This is a genomic window from Nostoc foliaceum FACHB-393, assembly GCF_014698505.1.
Classification (GTDB): Bacteria; Cyanobacteriota; Cyanobacteriia; order Cyanobacteriales; family Nostocaceae; genus Nostoc; species Nostoc foliaceum_A.
The window spans coordinates 1-18,287 of the sequence record NZ_JACJTD010000094.1 but is presented as its reverse complement, the minus strand read 5'-3'; the positions used below and the strand labels follow the sequence as shown (position 1 = coordinate 18,287).

The 18,287-nt window shown below is 40.8% G+C and carries 15 protein-coding genes; 9 read left to right on the top strand and 6 right to left on the bottom strand.

Going from position 1 to position 18,287, the window contains the following annotated elements:
- Positions 1–101: 101 nt before the first annotated feature.
- Positions 102–1,205: an aromatic ring-hydroxylating dioxygenase subunit alpha gene (locus H6G92_RS35160; RefSeq protein WP_190901076.1), complete on the bottom strand. Its 1,104-nt coding sequence runs from the start codon at positions 1,203–1,205 to the stop codon at positions 102–104.
- 539 nt (positions 1,206–1,744) lie between these two features.
- Here H6G92_RS35160 and H6G92_RS35155 point away from each other — a divergent pair.
- The gene (locus tag H6G92_RS35155; protein WP_190901075.1) at positions 1,745–2,068 is read left to right on the top strand and encodes a hypothetical protein; all 324 of its coding nucleotides are present in this window, start codon (positions 1,745–1,747) and stop codon (positions 2,066–2,068) included.
- On the opposite strand, the gene H6G92_RS35150 is transcribed toward H6G92_RS35155, so the two are convergent.
- The 3 genes from H6G92_RS35150 to H6G92_RS35140 all read right to left on the bottom strand — a co-directional run bounded on the left by H6G92_RS35150 (position 2,033) and on the right by H6G92_RS35140 (position 4,827).
- A complete protein-coding gene (locus H6G92_RS35150; RefSeq protein ID WP_190901079.1) occupies positions 2,033–2,341 on the bottom strand; it encodes a hypothetical protein in 309 nt (102 codons plus the stop codon). The genes H6G92_RS35155 and H6G92_RS35150 overlap by 36 nt on opposite strands.
- Before the next feature lie 64 nt (positions 2,342–2,405).
- Positions 2,406–3,167, bottom strand: a complete 762-nt coding sequence (locus H6G92_RS35145) for a DUF6748 domain-containing protein (RefSeq protein ID WP_190901074.1) — start codon at positions 3,165–3,167, stop codon at positions 2,406–2,408.
- A 355-nt stretch (positions 3,168–3,522) separates the two neighbouring features.
- Positions 3,523–4,827: an FAD-dependent oxidoreductase gene (locus H6G92_RS35140; RefSeq protein ID WP_190901073.1), complete on the bottom strand. Its 1,305-nt coding sequence runs from the start codon at positions 4,825–4,827 to the stop codon at positions 3,523–3,525.
- 262 nt (positions 4,828–5,089) lie between these two features.
- On the opposite strand from H6G92_RS35140, the gene H6G92_RS35135 reads away from it, so the two are divergent.
- The 8 genes from H6G92_RS35135 (at position 5,090) to H6G92_RS35100 (ending at position 16,808) form a co-directional block, all read left to right on the top strand.
- Entirely contained in the window at positions 5,090–6,484 is a 1,395-nt protein-coding gene (locus H6G92_RS35135; RefSeq protein ID WP_190901072.1) for an AAA-like domain-containing protein, read from the top strand.
- Between the two features lie 7 nt (positions 6,485–6,491).
- Entirely contained in the window at positions 6,492–10,001 is a 3,510-nt protein-coding gene (locus H6G92_RS40975) for a CHAT domain-containing protein (RefSeq protein ID WP_199345109.1), read from the top strand.
- 612 nt (positions 10,002–10,613) lie between these two features.
- Positions 10,614–13,331: a TnsA endonuclease N-terminal domain-containing protein gene (locus H6G92_RS35125; protein ID WP_190901070.1), complete on the top strand. Its 2,718-nt coding sequence runs from the start codon at positions 10,614–10,616 to the stop codon at positions 13,329–13,331.
- Positions 13,331–14,788 carry an ATP-binding protein gene (locus H6G92_RS35120; protein WP_190901068.1) on the top strand — a complete coding sequence of 486 codons (1,458 nt, stop codon included), beginning with the start codon at positions 13,331–13,333 and terminating at the stop codon, positions 14,786–14,788. Before H6G92_RS35125 ends, H6G92_RS35120 begins: the two co-directional genes overlap by 1 nt.
- A 90-nt stretch (positions 14,789–14,878) precedes the next feature.
- On the top strand, positions 14,879–15,295 hold the full coding sequence (locus H6G92_RS35115; protein ID WP_190901066.1) for a hypothetical protein: 417 nt from the start codon (positions 14,879–14,881) through the stop codon (positions 15,293–15,295).
- A 295-nt stretch (positions 15,296–15,590) separates the two neighbouring features.
- A complete protein-coding gene (locus tag H6G92_RS35110) occupies positions 15,591–15,920 on the top strand; it encodes a hypothetical protein (RefSeq protein WP_190901064.1) in 330 nt (109 codons plus the stop codon).
- 4 nt (positions 15,921–15,924) lie between these two features.
- Complete coding sequence (locus tag H6G92_RS35105; protein ID WP_190901062.1) at positions 15,925–16,230, top strand: hypothetical protein; 306 nt, start codon at positions 15,925–15,927, stop codon at positions 16,228–16,230.
- Positions 16,231–16,235: 5 nt separating this feature from the next.
- Entirely contained in the window at positions 16,236–16,808 is a 573-nt protein-coding gene (locus H6G92_RS35100) for a hypothetical protein (RefSeq protein WP_190901060.1), read from the top strand.
- A 342-nt stretch (positions 16,809–17,150) separates the two neighbouring features.
- Here the strand turns inward: H6G92_RS35100 and H6G92_RS39005 are convergent, their stop codons facing one another.
- On the bottom strand, positions 17,151–17,456 hold the full coding sequence (locus H6G92_RS39005; protein WP_199345110.1) for a hypothetical protein: 306 nt from the start codon (positions 17,454–17,456) through the stop codon (positions 17,151–17,153).
- A 106-nt stretch (positions 17,457–17,562) separates the two neighbouring features.
- Positions 17,563–18,287: hypothetical protein (locus H6G92_RS35090; protein WP_206758855.1), on the bottom strand; the 725-nt coding region annotated here is incomplete at its 5' end.

Here is an 18,287-nt window from a genome sequence, read left to right as displayed (position 1 = left end):
TAAGCTAATTCACATTTTTAAAAATACTTGATTTATTTTATTTATCATTCCATCAATTTTTACAATTATCTATGTCATTTTGGAATCTCCCTTAGTTTTTATTAGTAAATAAGATGCGTTTGCCCTGATCCTCCTTCTTTTCTCTCCCAGGCTTTAGCTAGCTCTGGTATTTGCCGACGGATAGGTGAAGGAATAACTACTGTCTGAATACCAGAATCACCCGACTTGATCCGATGCTGTTTCACCCCCCAACCCATGTCCAGGTATTTCTGATGCAGCTGGCGATAGGCAATTTGCAAAGCGTCAGAACGCATAGCCAAATTGTAGGGAAGTAGTTCTGGTCGTTGAGCTTCAACCACGCGTTGATCTTGCAAAAATGCCCTTAAATTCCGTCTTTGTGCATCACTGTCAGCCCAGAAATAGGTGAGGAAGTTACGCAGCTGCATCCACCAGGTAATAGTAGTGCGATCGTCAATGGGAACGTGTACTCCAAAAAGAATCAACTTGGACTTTCCAGGGAGGTGAATATCCTGTCGGGTAACATTAGGCATATAAAAGGTTGCTTTTGCCTCAACCGATGCACCACCTTTGTGACGAGTGAAGTATTTCCAGAGTCCTTTGGACGGGGAGGGTTTGAGATTGACAAATAAGCTGCCGCTCCAACTTGATAAATTAACCTCAGACGATTCAAGGATCTGTGGCTCAAAACCATGAACAAATGGCAGGTGGGAGATGTCGAGACCGTTTTCAACTACGCGGGTGTAGGGAGCGTTCCATTTGAATGTGCCAGAGATCGCCCGCCAGGTAGAATCGCCGAACTCTGGAAGTAGGGGTAACGGCGGACGCTCTGCTTCCGGGAGATCGCCCAAGAACAACCAAACCCAACCATATTTTTCTTCAACAGGGTAGGCATCGATGTGGGCTAACTTAGGAATTGGGGTTTGGGGTTTGTTAGCAGGAATTTCCACAGCTGCACCGTTTGCTGCATATTTCCAACCATGATAGGGACAGCGAATACAGTCGCCTTCTACCTGGCCATCAGCCAGAAAACCGCCACGATGGACGCACAAATTACTTAGAGCAACAACCTGATTTTTAGAGTTGCGGTATAAAACAAATTCCTCACCCAACATACTGATGTGCTTGGGTTTGTTGGTGATGGCGGAACTTGACTCGGCTACATACCAGAAGTTTTTTAATCCCATTTACCTCTCCTCCTTTGCCTTAAGAAAGGGGCGAAAAGTCTAATACGCTCTACCTTTAAAGTTGGGTCATGGGCGAATGGCACGCTTGTTAAGCTGAAGAGTACGCAGCGTAAGGATGCTCCAGGGGCAGGGGTGCAAGGGTGCAGAGGTGAATTTCTAAATATCCGAACGCAATACCTAAAACTTCTTCTTTCTCCCCTGCTCCTCTGCTCCTCTGCTCCTCTGCACAAGAGCTGCCTCAACGATTTTCCCTTTTCTTAGTGCCATTCGGTCATGGGCGCTGATTGAGATAAAAGCTTTGTAAAAATATGCTTACTAGTATCGAGATTTAACTATCACAAGTGACTTTGGCAAAAAGATGTTTACACTTTAATCTTAGAAGCTTAAGAAACTCTTTTGCAGGTTTTCTCCAACTATTCCTGCCAGCTTCAGTTTTTCGATACGCTCTTGTCATGCATTAGTATCGAGAGCTATGTCTACGATTAGCTACGCCTACGCATTGCTTCCAGTCCCAATCCAATGGCATTTGAACGACAATTATGAGTAACCCTCTTTCCCATCCAGAAGATCCAGGCTTCCATTCATCTATTCAGGAAAATCTAAAACAGCTTTCTGCTCAGTTGGGATCTCCTTTGTCCGAATTATCAGTCATGGAAATATACCAGAATGCGTGCGATCTACTGAGCCACGTTTCTCCATCACCTCTTACTCTTGCCCGCGTTGCAGGGACATTACTGGTCTACCGAGTCACGGACACAGAACCGGAAGAATTTGAGTGGTTCAGCACCCAAGTGAAACAATGTCTGGATGAAGAAGAAGTTGAGGAGTTAATTGAATCCATACATCGCACGGATGCTTTGTAATCGCTGAAAAAGGTGTAGTCTCGCGTACATCGGATACCGTCGCATCATCTCTTGCAATTCCACTCGTTCACCTTGGGGCGTGTACACAGTTTCGCCAGACAGCGCAATCACAATCCTTTGCCGCCTTGCCCACTCAAAGTGAGCGATTACAGTAGACTTGGCCTGTTGTGCCTCCGGCTTCCTCCCTTCCTTGCAAGCTGCCACAAACACGGCTTCCGTTGGCTTGACTCCCTTCCAAGTGCGTAACGCTTCTTTGAGATAGGCGATAGCCAAAGGCTTAAGCTTCGCTTATCGCACAGTTTTAGGATGAGCCAGTAGTAAAGAGAACCTTATTTCTTTAGTTCGGTTCCACTCTCAGATAAAATTGTGTAGCCACAAACTTAGTATCTTTCTTGGTTGGATCTGCGTTTTCTATTACCTCTGTTATACCTACAGCAATCAAACCTTTACCAAAAATTTCGCTAGTTGCTGCATCAAGTTGCTTTTGCGTTGCACCCGTTTGGCTCAAATCGATTGACGAAACTGGAGAAATCTTCGGCTTATTCAAAACTAACTTATCTGTGGAGAAGCAAGGAGTTGTGATGCAGCGAATGCCATTGTCTTTTATGGCCACAAAAGTACCTTTTGCTGGGGCATTTGTCGCGGCATAAAAGGCTTCTTTTACTCTCAAATTCCCAAACTCACCGAACCCAGAAAATGTTATTGGAACGATGTTACCTCTGAGAATCACACGGCTACCATCATCATTTTGAATTTTTATTAGTTCGTAAGGTGGGACTTTCAGGGAACTCCAATCAATTGCAGACACATAACATTCGGAGCGAAAAACACCATCTAAGCAAGGAGTAGCTTTCAAGTTGACTTGCTTTATAAAATATCCACCGCATATTGGAGAAGCACATCTGCGAAAATCTCTGCGTATCGTGTAATATCCCCATTGAGGAAACTCTTGATTTTCGAAAGTGACGGCAACAGAGTCAGTAGTCTCTGGAGCAGAAATATTTTGCGCCGATACTTTGGAGAAAAATCCGTTGTTGACTATTATTGCACCTAATAGAGGAATAATTAAGGCTTTGTAGTTAAGCGATATTTTGTTCATGGGAGTTTTAAATTTTATTTAAGGATTCAATACTTTTTTTAAAATAAGAGTTGAGAAAAATGCTGGCAAATACAAAAAAATTATACCACTACAATCTATGTAGATTCTTTGGCGAATTGTTACAGTTGTCAGAATGGTTGAAGAAGAATTCAGCTATTGTGAATACATCTGTCAGAATGCAACCAGTGGGGATTCAGAACTGCTACTAAAGGTCATCAGACAGAATTTTCTTCGCAGAGATAAAAGTACTGTGCCTCAAAGCAGAAGTCAGAGGGAACCATAAGGATCAGCCGTCCAGCACTCCTGGTACAATTGCGACACTTCCTTAATTCAATTGCAGGAAGTATGTCCACCCTCAAAAGAAGCGTTCCACTAAATAAGCCGCATATTCCATACCATAAGGTACGCTCACCCCAGCAGTCATTTCATTAGCAAAATAGGTGCTTTGACTACCTTGCAACATTTCTAACCGTTGATAAATACCATCCTTGAGGTCTTCGGGTGAAAAATGAGAGAACCACTTCCAAATTAGGGGTTGCCCCATAAGTGTCACTTGAGTACCTCCGAGCTTTTTGACACAATCGGCTACGTTGTTTTCCAACTCTTCAACAGTTGTCGTTTCATCCATGAATGGATAAAAATTGTAGATTTTACTGCCTGGATCAACCTCGTAGATAGCTAATGGATAACTAGTTGGTAAAGGCTGATTTAAAGTATTTCTGATTACGTAGAAAATGTTTGCGGGTAAGCCCTCTACTTTACAGGTAATAACTGCTCTTTTTATTGTACGTACCCTAGAAAAAATTTCTGCTTCTTCAAGAGAGGCATCAGCTACGCCAAGAAAGTCATCTACAGGAGCAGTCCAAATTAAACGCTCGAATTCCCACTGATTTGAGGCAGTTTTGACCAGGATTGTTTGACCGCGAGAAACACGCTCAATAGTTTGTCCTAGACACAAGTTATGGGTTGCTGCTAAACGATTCCATAATTCTTGATTCCCTTCTTGCAATTGAGGCATATTCAGAACCAATTTTTTCAGGAAATTGCAACGGTTCCATAATGCTAACAGCCTAATCACATAAGCAGTAGAAGCTTCTTGTTCTAGATATCCAAACTGTCCCGCATTCGCGATCGGCATTAAAGCATCTCGAATAAAATCCAAACCCTGCTTGTTAAACCATTGAGGAGATGATTTATTCATCGCTCGGTAAGCAGGATTGATATAGCCTGGCTCCTCATCCCAAGTATACTTGTCTAATTCTTGAAAAAATTTTCTTAGCTGCCAGAGTCGGCCCAATAAAGAATATTTGGAATCTACTAAAAACGGGCTAGAAACTTTGCCAGTCCCTAAGTCAAATATTTGCACCCGTGGCATCACATGAAGCGATGGAGAAATTCCATACCTTTTTCTGTATTTCTTATATAGGGGGCTTGGTAATATCCAAGCAGTCCCACCCTCGTAAATACCACGGGTTTGAAGGCTTGCGTCTTTGTACCTAATTGAATATGTTTTCCCACCTACGCGATTTTTGGCATCAATGATGGTGATATTTTTGTATCCAAGATCACGTAATTCTTCAGCAGCCGTTAAACCAGTACATCCAGCACCAACGATACCAATACGGATTGAAGGTTCATAGGTTAAAGGATTAATTCGCATAAATTTGAATTTCAGTCCCATTTAATTGTACTAACTTTATGTTCAGCCCTTCGAGGTTCAAAGTAGTGCGATGGCCTGCGATCGCCAACGCCATCCGATAAATCCCAACTGAGTGCAGAGTATTTTGCTACTTATAATCAGCTAGAAGCTCTGCCAGAACGAAAAGCTCAGAAATTAATTGTAGAGAAAGATAGCAGTATTGCTGACTTACAAAGCTGGTAACATTGAAAACAGACCTGCTTAAAACTGCCAAAACTAACCCATGTCCGATTCACAAGACCCAAAGGAAGTCAACAACGACTTACGAAATTCACAGTTTGGCGGTGGGTCGATTGACGCTGACACAGTAAAATCTGGGCGAATTGGCGGCTATATCTACAACATTCAGCTTGGACAGCAGGCAGCATCAGGTAATTCAGTCCAATCACAAAATCAACGCCAGCGATCGCAATCCGAAAGAGACTCACTCGAAAAAGCCTACACCCTTCAAAGCCAGAAAGTTGCAAATCTACGAACAGCGTTGGTTATTGAAACTGATGTATCCCGCAAGTTCCAATACGAACAACAGCTTCAGACAGAGGAACGCACACTGGGGGAGCTTGGTGACAAGTTAGATGCAATTGAACAAGAGTTGCAAACGAGTGATAACTCTGGGGTAGCGGCAAACACGACAATATATATAGAACGACCACCAATTGAGGACAAATGCTATAAATCAATAGTGCAACCAGGGGCATTGATTCGTCTCAAAGCCCCGCAGAGAATGGGTAAAACATTACTGCTGGAGAAAACCCTAGACTATGCAAGACACCAGGGTTATCAAACCGCAAAATTAGATTTACAACTGGCTGATATTGATGTTCTGGCTAACTTAAAAACATTTCTACAATGGTTGTGTATTGATGTTGCTGACAGCCTGGAGCGAGAACCCCAACTAGATAAACACTGGCAAGAGGTTTTTGGCCTGAATAAAAACTGTACTCGTTATTTCCAAAAATATTTATTATCCCGTACTGATACTCCCTTAGTTTTAGCTATAGATAACTTTGAGCGGCTGTTTGAATATCCAGAGATTTTCCCTCAATTCTGCTTGTTACTGCGGGGATGGTATGAGGCAGCGAAACAAGGAGACAAGATTGGTAATATTTGGAAGAAACTGCGGTTAGTAGTGGTTCATTCCACTGAATCTTACCCTTCCTTAGACAGTAATCATTCCCCGTTTAATGTGGGATTGGCGATTGATTTACCTGAATTTAATCTGCAACAAGTAACAAACCTCACCAAGCAGAATGAGTTAAGGCTGGGGGAGCAGGGGTTAGCTGGGTTGATGGAGTTGCTAGGGGGGCATCCTTACTTGATACAATCTGCGATTGCCCATCTTAAAAGCCAACAAGTGACCTTAGAAGAATTGTTAAGACTTGCACCAACAGAGCAAGGAATCTTCAGTGACCACTTGCGACAACAACTGTGGCATTTACAACATAATCCTCAGTTGGAGTTAGGGTATAAAAAAGTAGTGATGACGAATGCACCCGTGAGGTTAGATACTGAAGTTACGTTTAAATTGCATAGCTTGGGATTAATAAAACTTGTTAGTAATGATTGCATTCCTGGTTGTGATTTGTATCGTCAGTATTTCTCAACTCGTTTGGAGTAGGTAAATCGTGGTTGACCAATACATATTCTCTGGAAGTCTACCTGAAAATGCCAGCACCTACGTCATACGAGAAGCTGATGCACAGTTATATGAAGGGCTGAAAGCGGGAAAGTTTTGTTACATACTGAATTCCAGGCAGAGTGGAAAATCCAGCTTGCGTGTGCGAACCATGCAGCGATTGAGAGATGATGGCGTACAGTGTGCCGCAGTTGACCTTTCTGCTGGAGGCATTCAGAATGTCCCTCCCGAACAATGGTATGCAGATTTAATTGACACACTCATTGATAGTTTTGGATTAGATTTAGATTTTGGTGATTGGTGGGAGACGAATCAGTTAAATTCACTAGTCACAAGATTTCGCAAGTTTTTGGAAGAAGTATTACTTGTTGAAGTTCAAGAGGATATCGTTATTTTTATTGATGAAATTGATAGCGTACTCAGTCTGAATTTTCCTACAGATGACTTTTTTGCACTGATTCGTGCATGTTATAACAAACGTGTTGATAATCCCCAATACAATCGGCTCACCTTTTGTTTACTGGGAGTAGCATCACCAAGCAATTTGATTGAAGATAAACAGCGTACTCCGTTTAACATTGGTAAGGCTATCTCCCTTAAGGGTTTTCAACTGAATGAATCTGAACCATTAAAAAAGGGATTGCAGGGGAAGTTTAATAATCCTCAAGCAGTAATGCAGGAGATTTTGCAGTGGACTGGGGGGCAACCATTTCTTACTCAAAAGCTGTGTCAGTTCATGGCTGAGGAATCGACACAAGAAAATCCTCGTTCAGTAGAGCAAGTTGTCAGGTTACGGATTATCGAAAGTTGGGAATCACAAGACGAACCAGAACATCTTCGAACGATTCAAGCCCGAATTTTGCGCGATGAACAGAGGGCTGGGTATTTACTAGAACTGTACCAAAAAGTCAGAGTGACTGAAGAAACATCTGAGCTAACAGCAGATGATACTTTAGAGCAGAGTGAATTACAGTTATCGGGTTTAGTAGTTAGACAGCAAGGTAAATTAAGAATTTATAACTATATTTATCGCGAAATATTTAATTCCAATTGGATAGAAAATCAATTAAATAATCTGCGTCCTTATTCAGAGAGTTTTCGCTTTTGGGCGGCTTCTGGAGGTATTGACAAATCACGGCTGCTGAGAGGAAAGGCATTACAGGAAGCCGAAGAGTGGTCGAGAGATAAGAATTTAAGTTATCAGGATAAACAGTTTTTAGCAGCTAGTAAAGAGCAAGAAATTCAGGAAGAGATTACTGCGAAAGAACAAGAAGCTGCTTTAAAAAGAGAAATAAAAGATAAAGAAGCAGCAGAGGCTAGAAATGAATTATTGAACAAAGCTAATAAAAAAGCTCAACGAAGAATCACTATAGGAAGTTCTGTCCTAGTTCTTCTGTTAATAGTTACATATTTTTTAGGAATTATAGCCAGAAAAGAAGTTGTAAAAGCAAGGAGTGCAAGAGAACAACTACAACAATCACAACAAGCACAGCAAGATGCAGAAAGAAGAGCAAAGGAAACAGAGGAGAAGACTCAACAAGCTCAAACTAAAGCAACTTTAGCAGAATATAGAGCAAAAAAAGCAACACAAGCAGTTCAACTGGTTAAACAGGACATATTTTCAACCAGGATTAAGCTAGAAAATTTACAAAAAGAATTTAAATTTACAAATCAAAATAAAAAAGTTATCGAAAAAAGCATTTTACAAGCCAAGCAGGAGATTACTTTATCGGCGACAAAACTTAAAAAATATGAAGAAGAAGCTAAAAATGCAAATCAAAATGCAAAAGCTGCTGAACAGCAATTTGAGCGTACAAAACAAGAACTTTATATTGCCAATCTTAATCTAGAAAAAGCAAAACAAATAATTGCTAACGTCTCACATTTGTCTGCTCTGGGAGGAGAACTTTATAAAAAGAATAAGCTTTTAGAAGCAGAAAGAGCTTGGAAGCAAGCTGCTATTTCTTTTGAAATTCAAAATAGTGCATTAAAAGAGGGTATGCTACTAAGCAGTATTTCATTAGCATATTTTCAATTAAATAAACTAACAGAAGCGGAGCAAGCCATTTCTCGTAGCTTGCTTTTATTAAAGACAGATTTAAAAAAAGATGCAAATCCTGATCATTTATTTATTGTCGCGCAAGCTTTAAATATTAAAGCTCAAATTTTAACAGTTAAAGGAGAGAATGAAAATGCTTTTATGATTAATAATGAAGCGTTCAATACTCTTGAATATATTAATGATAGCTTATTTAATCTAAGTTCACCAATAAAACTTTACTTTAATGAAACGGTACAACGAATTTATCGTGATTTACTTTATTCATTGTTATTTTCATGTGAAGGAAAAAACCTTAAAAAAGCTCATCAATTAATTGAATCTCTTCATTTAACAGAACTGAGTAATTTTCGCAAAATCTACCCTAAAGATATAAATCTAAATAATATTGATAAAATTGATCCAAAAGCAGCATTAATATACCCAATCATTCTTAATGACCGCTTAAAGCTTATTGTTCAATTACCTAATCAGCCTTTAATGTGTTATTCAAATGATGTTTTACAAGCAGACATAAATACTACGGTTATCAATTTTGTAAGCGAGCTTAAATATTATAAAAATAAAAATGTTGGTAGTAATCCAAAAAAAATAGAAAATTCTAGAAAATTATATGAATGGTTAATTAAGCCCTTAGAAGCTAACTTAGTAAGAAGTGGGGTTAAAACTTTAGTATTTGTAATGGATGGTTCTTTGCGTAAAATTCCTATATCAGCTCTTTATGATAATGAGAAAAAGAAGTACTTAATAGAAAAATATGCCCTTGCTCAAATTCCTACTATACAAAATGTAGAGCCTACTGTTTATGTAAGAAGACCTTTAAAAGTGTTGATTGCAGGAATTTCTAAACCTATTAAACATCCTGGCTCTAAATACGATTATTCTCCACTTCCTGGAGTTATCTTAGAGACTGAAAAAATTAGCTCAATATTAAACAGTCAAATATTGCTAAATGAAAATTTTACTAGCACAGCCTTTGAGAAAACAATCAATTCCTCTAACTTTTCAGTAATTCACGTCGCATCTCATGCTCGTTACAGTTCTAACAATGAAGATTTTTCTATTATTGCTTGGGATAAAGAAATTAATTCTAAAAACTTTAAAAAAGCATTAGATTCAATAAATAAAAGTAAATCTCATAGTATTGAATTGCTTGTTCTTAGTGCTTGCGATACTACTAGAAGCGAAAAAGAATTGATTTTAGGCTTTGCTGGATTAGCTCTACAGTCTAATATACGTAGTATTATTGGAACCTTAAACGAGGTAGATGATATGGAAACATCTGATTTAATGTTTAGATTTTATAAAGAATTGAACATAAGTGGAGTTAGTAAAGCCGAGGCTCTTCGTACTGCTCAACTAGCTTCATCAGCTTCAAAAACACGAGATTCATTTTTAAGAAATTCAGCATCTTTCATATTGATAGGTGATTGGCGATAATTTTCTATTATTTGAATAGTTTATCTTATTCAAACACGATAGCAATGGAATCCTATTGCATAGCGTGATGAGTACCTTGAACTGCCAATGCTAGACTCACTCGGTCAAATGTGGTGGAATGGTGCAGCTTCCCAGTGGGGGTACGATATACACATCGCCTTCTTGCTGATGTGTTTTACGACAATGGGCAAGAATTTATCAAATTCACTAACAGCAAGGAAATACTGGTAAAGACGGCATGGCGTTGGGAGTGGGAACTGTCCTTTGAATCATAATTTGGGAAAATTTTTGAACCATAAATCGAGAAACAGTTAACGTGATTTCGGGCTTTCTCACTAATCAGAACATAAAACTTTGAATCAAATCATGAGAGAGAGTTGAAATTCTGAAGCATAATTAAAAAATGAGTTAAAAAAACACAATTGAATGAAACTTGCACAAAAAATCTCTGAAAAAATTGCGCTAACTTAAACTTTTAATTCAAAATATGGTTCAAAATTCCAAGATATGCTTCACTTAAAACCATGACTCCGTAGTTTTTTCTTGTGTCCTGAAAGCCTAAAACTGCCTCCTGGCAAAGAGAAACACTCTTTTCTTGAATAAAAAACTCTCATGACAGACGATGAATTTGACCATTGGTGTAAGCAACAGCAACTAACGGCACAAACACTCTTACTAATCGCCGCAATTCGCGCTGCCCCACCTTCTCGCAGAGTACAAGGACGCGCCAAGAACGTCAGTGGAGTTTACCCTAGCCGCAAAATGGGTCAAACCATTCAATTTGAAAGCCACACAGTAGAACTGTGGGCGATTTATCAAATGGAACATGATCCTATTGTGCTAGAGTTCTACGACCAACCACCGCCATTTAAAATTCAGTACCAAAACCAAAACGGACGAAAAATAGGTCATTACCATACCCCAGACTTCTTCGTGCTGCGGACGACGGGTGCAGCCTGGGAAGAATGGAAAACCGAAACCGAATTAAAACGACTAGCCCAAAAATACCCCTCACGCTACCAAAAAACTGAAACTGGTCATTGGCATTGCCCACCAGGAGAAGCTTACGCCGCATCATTTGGACTCACATACCACGTTCGCACCGATACCGAACTAAATCCCGTATTCACCCAGAACCTAATGTTTTTAGAAGACTACTTTAGGTTCAGTGTCAATATCCCCCACTCCATTACAGAACAAATCTCTTCAGCAGTTCAAGCCACCCCAGGAACAACCATTGCCGCCACACTTGCAAGCATACCTGGAGTACGTGCTAACGATATCTACGCCATGATTGCCACAGAGCAACTTTATGTAGACTTGTATGCAGTCCCCCTAGTGGAGCATTGGCGAGTTCAATTATGGGCAGACCAACAAACTCATGCTGCTCATACACATTTAGCCATAGGGACAACTGGGCATCATCAACAAATCATCTCGCCCACAACACTTTTGCCCAATACCTTATTAGTCTGGGACTCACAACTTTGGACTTTAGTTAACTTGGGCGAGAAGACAACCACACTTTTACCCGAAGTTGGGCAACCAATGCAGTTGCCCACAGCATTTTTTCTGCAATTATTTGATAGTGGCACTATCAACATTCATACTTCAGAAACACACGCAACCATAAATGAAAAAGTGCGTGAATTGATGGATGCTGCCTCACCTACGGATCTACAAAGAGCCAATCGCAGATTTCATCTAGTACAAGCATATTTCCAGCACCACACAGACATATATAAGGACATACCTCAAAGCACCTTGTCTCGATGGGTCAAACAGTTTCGGGAAGCAGAAGCCACTTTTGGTTGCGGTTATGTTGGGTTGCTGCCGCGTACCGCCAGTAGAGGAAATCGCCAACCCAAAGCACCAACGGATGCAAGCAAATTATTAGATCAATTTATTACCGAACATTTCGAGACACCAAGACAAGCTCCCGCCGCTTCCGTTTATCGCGCCTATACAAGAGCCTGCTGTACTGCTAACATCCCTCCACTGAGTCAGCGCACATTTTATACTCGGCTAAAAAAGCGTCCCATCCATGAGCAGACTTTAAAACGTCAGGGGGCAAAAGCTGCATACGCAACCGAACCGATTGTTTTAGAACTAGCTAAAACCACCCCCCGGCATGGAGACAGACCCTTTGCCATCTGCCATCTTGACCACACCCAACTCGACATTGAATTACGCTCTCAAGTAACTGGTCGGAACTTAGGACGACCTTGGCTAACCTTACTGATTGATGCCTATTCCCGACGCATATATGCAGTTTATCTCACCTTTGACCCACCTTCTTACAGGTCTTGCATGATGGCACTAAGGTTGTGTGTCCAGCGTTTTAGTCGTTTTCCCCAATCCGTAGTTGTAGATGGCGGCAAGGAATTTCATAGCGTTTACTTTGATACCTTATTAGCACGCTACCACTGCATTAAAAAGACAAGACCTGGAGGTAAACCCCGTTTTGGTTCAGTAGTGGAGCGATTATTCGGCACAACAAATACGGAATTTATCTTTAACTTACTGGGCAACACCCAAGCCAGTAAGCAGCCACGTCAATTGACCAAAGTTGTTGACCCCAAACAACTTGCCGTTTGGACATTGGCAGATTTATATACTTACCTGAGTGAGTGGGCATACACTATTTATGACATTAGCGTACATGATACCTTGGGTGAGACACCATTACAAGTTTATACCGACGCTATCGTTGCTACAGGGGAGAGGGAACACCGACACATTGCATACAACGAAGACTTCCTCATGGCAACACGCCCTAGTACACCCAAAGGCAACGCTAAAGTCCAGCCGGGACAGGGAATTAAAGTCAATTATCTTTATTACTGGAACGATGCTTTCCGCAATCCGGTTGTCGAAAAAACCAAAGTCAGTGTGCGCTATGACCCTTTTGACATGGGTGTAGCTTATGCGTACTTAGAGGGAAGATGGGTCAAATGTATCTCCCAGTATTACAGCACCTTTGCCGGACGCACAGAGAAAGAAGTGCTGTTAGCTGCCCAAGAAATTAGACAACAAGATAAGCGTAATGCTGTGAGTACAAATATCTCTGCCAAACGCCTTGCAGACTTCATCGCGGCGGTGCAAGAACATGAAATCTTACTCATGCAACGATTACGGGATTTGGAAGCTGTTGGGGTACTGGAAAATTTAACGCCCAATAAGGAAGGTGTACCCCAGTTCCCCCCAGTCAGCATTCTTGAGCCGACTATGGAAGCACACAGTCAAGATGACGAACAATTGCCAGCACTGCAAAACAACGTTGAACTGTTGGATCTCACACGACTGCCGATACTAGGGGAATACCGTTAATGGACAATTTGGAGAGCCTTAATCAAAGCGGCGAAATGCAGTCGAAACTCACTCAGTTAGCACGGGTAGATATGCTCTTGATGCGTGCGATTCGAGAACCCGCCGGATTTGCTCATGTGTTGGTGTATGGGCCAAGTGGTGTGGGTAAAACAACGATGATTCGCCAGATTGCTAAACGGTTAAATAAGAATTTACCCGAACAGTTACAGTTACCCGGTGTTTCCAATTCATTGAGCTATCGTAACGGCTCTCAGCCCCCAATACCGTTATTACTGTTAGAAACACGACCACCGGATGGTGGAGTGTTTAATCGGGCAGATTATTACCGCACTGCGCTGAAACTTTTGGGAGAACCATTCTATGAGCGGCGGATGCTGATAGATATTGACGCGGAACAAACTTGGGAGAAGAAAGGACGTGGGCGGACTAAAACAGCCCAGTTCAATGATTCGCCTGAACTGCGCCACGCATTAGAAGAAGCGATGACCAAACGTGGAGTACGGGCAGTGATTTTGGATGAAGCACAGCACTTAATGAAGATTGGGACTGGTGCAAGTGCTGGTAAGCTTTTAGACCAGTTGGACTGGATTAAGTCCATGACCAATGTTACGGGTGTGCTACACATTCTGATTGGGACTTATGAACTGCTGAATTTCCGCAATTTAAGTGGTCAAGCATCCCGGCGGGGACTGGATATCCATTTTCCGCGTTATTTGTATCAAAATGAACTTGACCGCCAAGATTTTCAAGCTGCATTATTGGCACTTCTGATGCAAGTACCTATGAATGTGGATGTAAAAGAGCTAATGCAGCATTGGCTTTATTTTTATGAGCGTTCCATTGGTTGTGTTGGGGTACTCAAGGACTGGCTCATCCGGGCTGTGGCGGCGGCATTGCATGATGGACACGATACTCTGAGTTTAGAACAATTCCATGAACATACGCTCTCTCTTGCCCAATGTGAACGCATGGCGCTGGATACTACTGAGGGTGAACAAAAACTTAGTTACATGGAAAGTCGTCGTGAACATTTGTGGCATTTGCTACAGATGGGAATGGGTTCTACATCTGTGCCAAAAACTGCGGTGGATTTATCAAAGGGCGCAGCAGATGTGGTTGCATCGCCCTCGAAATCTGACAAACCACCATCCCCAACAAAGCGGACTCGTAAAAAGCCCGTTAGTTCTACGGCCGATGAAACGGCTTCCACAACACCAGATGAAATTCCTATCGAGCCAGCCCCCAAGAAAAAACAAACTCGCAAGAAGACGAAACCAGCTGATTCTTTAATTAGCGAAACACCACTAGAAACAAATATTACCGCCAGTCACACGGTAGAAAAGAAGACGATTGATGATGAAGCCGCAACTCAACAGGAAACGCCTAAAACGCCTAAAAAGTCTTCCCAACGTGTTGGGCAACGCAAACCTAAACGAGATACTGTAGGACTTCAGTGAACATCAAAAAATTCAGTAGTAAACAGTTTTTATCAAGGGTATCAGTTTTTCAATAAAGTTCGTATCAATATTAAAGGAAATTATTAATTAATGAATTTATCTACTTTACCTATAGAATTTGAATTAACAGCCGCAAAAATCCCATCAGATCATTATCCACACTCTCGCTTTAAATTAACAGCAGAAATTGAAAAAGGTTTTATAACAATTGATTTTCAAGGCTACTTTACCGAAAGTTTTAATCCGAAAAATCGTCCTCACTCTAATCCTATTAGTGAAGCTTATCGAAATAATAAGATTGATTTTCGGCTATTTTGGTCTGGGGAATATTTAGCGTTATCTGGCTGGTGGAGAACTGCAATTCTATCGCTTGAGTACACTCCAATACGACAAGAATGGTTGAACGAAGACGGTGAGGAAATTCTTCGTCCTTATCCAGATGGTGATAAGTTTGAGGCAATTGCTGCTTCTTTTTACCCGATTTTACAGCAGTATTTCCCAACTTGAAGATTATGTCTAAAAAGAAAAGTAAAATTAAAAACAATAGTTACTAAGATTGGCATCTACCCAACCACAGCATAAGTATTTCAGCGTTCATGTGACAAAAAAGGAATTATGACTAAATATTTCAACGAGAAAACAAAGCAGCCCTGCATAATTATTGAACACAGTATTGCAAACGCCCCTTATTGCTTGGTTGAGTATGCGGGCGGCATACGCACAACTGAGCATTTTGCAAATTTGAAGAGAATCAAGGTTGAAGTTATAAGATAGGAAAAAGGGCAAATAGGAATTTTATACAATGAGAATTACTGAGATTTACGTTAGGAATAATTGTTTAGTATTTTGTGCCGATGATGGATGTAAATCAATTTATCATTTATCAAATATTATTATAGATACAGGCTTATCAATAGATTCGCTCTCTCCCGAAAACCTACCAGAATCAAGAGTACAAACAATTATTGAAGCTGAAGGTGAACAAATAGCAATAATTGAAATCAAAGGCCCAGTTGGTAGATTAGAAAATGCGGAAAATTGCCTTGAGGCTAACTATAATGAAGCTACTCACAGTTGCTCTTATTGCTTTTCCGGGCAAATAAACAATATCTTAAATCAACTTTTTAGTTAACTTTATGATCAAAATGAAACACCGTGGTATAAGTATTCAAACCTACCAAGATGACATTACAGAATTTTGGTACGCTACAGCAAAACACCCCAAAGAGAAAGGCGCAAGCTTAAAATCTCATGCTGATTATCCCACCCAAGAAGCTGCACAAAAATATATGTGTGGCGTGTTAGATGCAATCTTAGATCAGTGTTCTGCTTGTGCTGGGGAGGGAAAGGTCTATCGCTGGTTGGGCGATCAGTCGCCTCAAAAATGCAATTGGTGTAATGGCACTGGCAACATTAAAAATGTACAACAAATGACATTTTAGGAACCATGAGTAAATGCCCAATAGGATTAATTTGTGAATTTTTTGATTGTGATAAGAAACAATGCTTTCAATTAGTTAAACCGTGGCCATTACCTTATTGCGATAGATCCTTTGATATTGAATGGCGTACAAAGTGGGGCTTTTTAGTGGAAATCCCTCAATACAATGATAGCTACACTGGCGATCCAGACAAGGACGAATCAATTCATAGGTACAACGAATGGGTTGGGCATATTCGACAAGAGCTTTGGTATAGCGGTTGGTGGGAAGCAATAAAAATACCATTACAGCCTCACCCAGACGGAGGTTTGTTAGTTACCGACCGTCTACGGATGGAACAATCAGTTACTTTAGCTTGTTCATTAGACTATTACCAGGAACTAGATAGTGGCTTTGAGCCTCCAGTTCCTATACATGCTTATCAACGGCTTTACGGTAAGCAATACCTTGTTGAAGAAGAGGAAGGTCATATAAAAGATCCGCCCACTCTAAAAGATTACCATTTACTTTACGCTAGTAATTTTTTAGCGGGCTTTGATGATCTCTATCCAATTGAGGGGTTCACGGGCATGAAGTAACGAAATGAAGATTTTATATATAGCTAATAATCAATTACCAGACTTGCCAAGTTGATTACTCATCGGCTAACCACCATTTCCTAACTAGCAAGTGGTTGCTGTCTGACGCAACGATAATCCCTCATCGAGTGCTGCAATTACTTGGTAGATGTGATTTTTCTACTTTGACGCCGATTTCTGAAGCATAAAATGGTTAACTCTTTTTGAAGCATATCTTGAGCTAAAAGTTTATTTTATGATTCAAATCACAGGAACGAGTGCTGGAATATGCTAGCAGTTGAGTGCGATCGCTCAAAGGGTTGTCGTAAACATTGCATGAAACCACAACATGAATGGTAATCGCTACCGATTCCAATCAACTAACACCCCATCCACAATCGCAATCCCCCACTGCGGAAACTTCGCTAGCAATTTCTTGATCACAATCTGCAAAGCTGGATCATCCCAACACTCCTGCAAGTACTCAAAGCCCGGATTCTCCCCTGAATTCGCCGCTCGATTCAGTTTTTCCCTTCTTACAGGTCGCACATTTGACCTCGCTACAATCGCCTCATGCGACCACTTTTCAGGATTTGGCGCAGAAACGGCGGAACTTTCACCCTCATGAACTGCTTTGATTTCTATACCCGAAACTGAATTTTCAGTCATCAACTCAGCAGAGAGGCGACTGTTGCCCCTTGAACTCTGCGGCTAAATAATTATCCCCATTTTATGACTAAACCCAGACGTGAATTTTGAAACTTTTGTAGAGTGCTTAATCTATCAGCTTTAATATATCTGTTAGTGCCGTTCCTGAGTAGTATTGAATATTGGGAGAATGAGTAACCTTACCCCCAACAAAGCCAATTTTCATTCCAGATGTATAAGTGACTCCGGCACGCGTAGTTTGTTCAATGCGAATTTCATACTCAACAGGTTGCCCTGGTTGAAGCCAAGAATCAAAGCGATCGCCCAAATTGAGCTGATAAGCATCGGCCCAGTGAGGATAGGGTCGATGTGGAACAAGTGGGTAAGACATCTCGCTCACTTTGGAGTTGTTCTGGGACAAAATAATTGTCAATTTAACCGCTTTTAACTCGCCTAGAAGCTTACCTTCATCTAAAAGAGTAAAATTGCGGGGATCGCGGAAGCGATCAAATCCTTTAAATTTAAAACGTCCTAAACGTTTAGGGTGAATACCTCCAGTAATCGCAATTTCGGTTTGGTTTGGCAAATTATTAAGTTTATATTCCAATGTGCCTGGAATATAAAATTGCAATTTCCCCGATTCAGTAATTTCAGCTTTGAGCGGAGGATCTCCTAAATCTTCTGGGCGTTTAACAGTTTGCCAAGACACTTTAAAAGAACTTTGAACGGTTTCTAATAAACGATAACTATCTCGGACATCCGAACCAGTGCCCAGTAGGCTCTGTAGCCCCATTTTTTTCGACAAATTTTTCTTGAGCAGCCCAATGCTTCGATCAACTAACAGGCTAACGC

Bases quoted from the DNA above. Each gene is read 5' to 3' on its own strand.
- H6G92_RS35140 (WP_190901073.1), bottom strand. From the start codon at position 4,827: ATGCGAATTAATCCTTTAACCTATGAACCTTCAATCCGTATTGGTATC.
- H6G92_RS35125 (WP_190901070.1), top strand. From the start codon at position 10,614: ATGACAGACGATGAATTTGACCATTGGTGTAAGCAACAGCAACTAACG.
- H6G92_RS35120 (WP_190901068.1), top strand. From the start codon at position 13,331: ATGGACAATTTGGAGAGCCTTAATCAAAGCGGCGAAATGCAGTCGAAA.
- H6G92_RS35110 (WP_190901064.1), top strand. From the start codon at position 15,591: ATGAGAATTACTGAGATTTACGTTAGGAATAATTGTTTAGTATTTTGT.
- H6G92_RS35155 (WP_190901075.1), top strand. From the start codon at position 1,745: ATGAGTAACCCTCTTTCCCATCCAGAAGATCCAGGCTTCCATTCATCT.
- H6G92_RS35115 (WP_190901066.1), top strand. From the start codon at position 14,879: ATGAATTTATCTACTTTACCTATAGAATTTGAATTAACAGCCGCAAAA.
- H6G92_RS35135 (WP_190901072.1), top strand. From the start codon at position 5,090: ATGTCCGATTCACAAGACCCAAAGGAAGTCAACAACGACTTACGAAAT.
- H6G92_RS35100 (WP_190901060.1), top strand. From the start codon at position 16,236: ATGAGTAAATGCCCAATAGGATTAATTTGTGAATTTTTTGATTGTGAT.
- H6G92_RS35105 (WP_190901062.1), top strand. From the start codon at position 15,925: ATGATCAAAATGAAACACCGTGGTATAAGTATTCAAACCTACCAAGAT.
- H6G92_RS39005 (WP_199345110.1), bottom strand. From the start codon at position 17,456: ATGACTGAAAATTCAGTTTCGGGTATAGAAATCAAAGCAGTTCATGAG.
- H6G92_RS35145 (WP_190901074.1), bottom strand. From the start codon at position 3,167: ATGAACAAAATATCGCTTAACTACAAAGCCTTAATTATTCCTCTATTA.
- H6G92_RS35160 (WP_190901076.1), bottom strand. From the start codon at position 1,205: ATGGGATTAAAAAACTTCTGGTATGTAGCCGAGTCAAGTTCCGCCATC.